Source organism: Streptomyces sp. NRRL S-495 (genome assembly GCF_000966955.1).
Lineage (GTDB): Bacteria > Actinomycetota > Actinomycetes > Streptomycetales > Streptomycetaceae > Kitasatospora > Kitasatospora purpeofusca.
In genome coordinates this window covers 1-1,807 of the sequence record NZ_JZWY01000855.1, presented here as the reverse complement: position 1 = coordinate 1,807, position 1,807 = coordinate 1, and the positions used below count along the sequence as shown (strand labels likewise).

1 protein-coding gene is annotated in these 1,807 nt (G+C 66.7%); it reads right to left on the bottom strand.

Going from position 1 to position 1,807, the window contains the following annotated elements; translation table 11 throughout:
- Nucleotides 1-1,807: DUF927 domain-containing protein (locus tag VR45_RS34945; protein WP_045943939.1), on the bottom strand; the 1,807-nt coding region annotated here is incomplete at both ends.

Below are 1,807 nucleotides of genomic sequence, written 5' to 3'. Positions count from 1 at the left end.
GAGAAGGCGTACATGCGGCTGGGCAGGCGGCCGATGAACTGGCGGATTCCGCGCGGCAGCAGACGGCGGTCGTTGCGCCCGTCACCGGGAATCAGCACACCCAACGCCTTGAGATCGTCAATCGCGGCGTTGCTGTTCTCGACCTCGGCCCGGCGGCAAATCTCCTCCAGCCGCGCGGGGATCACCCAGATTTCCTGATCGCCGGTCTTGCCGGTGTGCAGGAATCCCAGGATGGTGACCTTGTTCTCCGGGCTCAGCATCGCGGGCACGTTCTCGTACTCGGGGAACTCAACCGGGTTGACCCGCACAGCGTCCAGAACATCCCAAAGCTTCTGGCCCATCGAAAGGTGCGCAGCCTCGGCCCTCACCGTGGCGTCTTCCAGGAGGTCCGCCGCCGCGCTTTCAGCGGCCATGCCGATTTCCGGCATCTCCAGGATTTCGCCCAGCATGTAAGCGCCAACGACCCACAGCATGTGAACCTCGGCAATAGTCGCCCCGAGGCCACCGGACGGCGGGCTGTACTTCTCGCAAAGCCGCGCGTGCATCATCGACCACTTGGCGAGCGCCGGAGCGTCGAAAAAGCCCTTACGCACAGCCCACTCAAAAGGCCACCCGGCAACAGCGGGAGCCGCATTCTTCAACCACTTGGCAATGTGCAGGCCCCGGGCCTCGGGGTCGTGAATTTCCGCGCCCTCGTCGTCAACCCGAATGTTGGGCCAGAAAGGCCCCTTGATTTCGTAAAGGCGCGCGGCAAGGTCTTCCGTCTGCCCGTTGCGGCGCAGCGGCCGGTTAGAGCTGCTGCCCAGCATCGAGTGAAAGCGACCCATGCCCGGGAGGGCGTGGCCATCCTTTCCGCCCATGGTGCGGTTAGCCCCGCCGACAATCGCGGAGAGAAGCCCCTCGGCAGTCTTGACCGGAAGGCGCAGGGTGGAGAACTCCTCACGGAAAAGCGGGAGGAAGCGCGCGTTGCGGAGAACCTGCGGGAGGCCCTGGGGTGAGGTGTCCCAGGACTCGAAGAGCTTCTGCGTGGTGCCCTTGATGCTGCCGTACAGGCACGCCTGCACAATCTGGGTGGTGCTCTTGCCCGACTGTGCGGTGCCCACGAGGTTGAGAACGTGGCAGGGGAGGGTGAGGTATTCGGTCAGGGGTGCCCCGAAAGCCGCGCCAAGAATGAGGGCGGTAAAGCGGTGCCGGGCGGCGTGGTAGCCAATGAGAGACCAGACGACGGAGGCGCGTTCCTCGGTGCCCTGGGTGACGCGGTAGCCGAGTTCCTGGGCGGTGGCGTCCGGCATCACCAAGTTGCCGTTGGTGCTGAGGAAAACCTGGCTGGGGATCTCGGGAGCGTCCAGGGCGGCGAGCCGGATCATGGTGGCGAACGCCTGGATCGCGTCTTTCCCGGAGGGGCGGGGCATGCCGATTTTGCCCGCCCAGGTCCCGTGGTCCAGTTCGTCTTCGGTGACCAGCCGCGGGCCTTCGACGGTCTGGATGCGGTACTGGACGCTGGTGTGCTTGCCGTCCTCGGAGCGGGCGGTCACCAGGCCGTCGACCGGCGGGACGTAGCCGATGACCAGCTTCTCCGCGCCGTTGAAGGCGGAGTGCAGGATGGCGCGGTCGGCCGCGCGGTAGTGCCAGCCAGCACGCATCGCGGGGATCGGGGTTGCGTCGGGGCCGGCCTTCTTCGGCGTGGCCTTGGCGGCCTGGCAGGACGGGCAGGTGGAGTGGTCGGCGGGAGTCTGCGGGATCGAGCTGGCGGGCTCGACCTCGGCCCGGGTGGGCTCCGGCTCGTTGTCACCCGAACGAGTGGGCG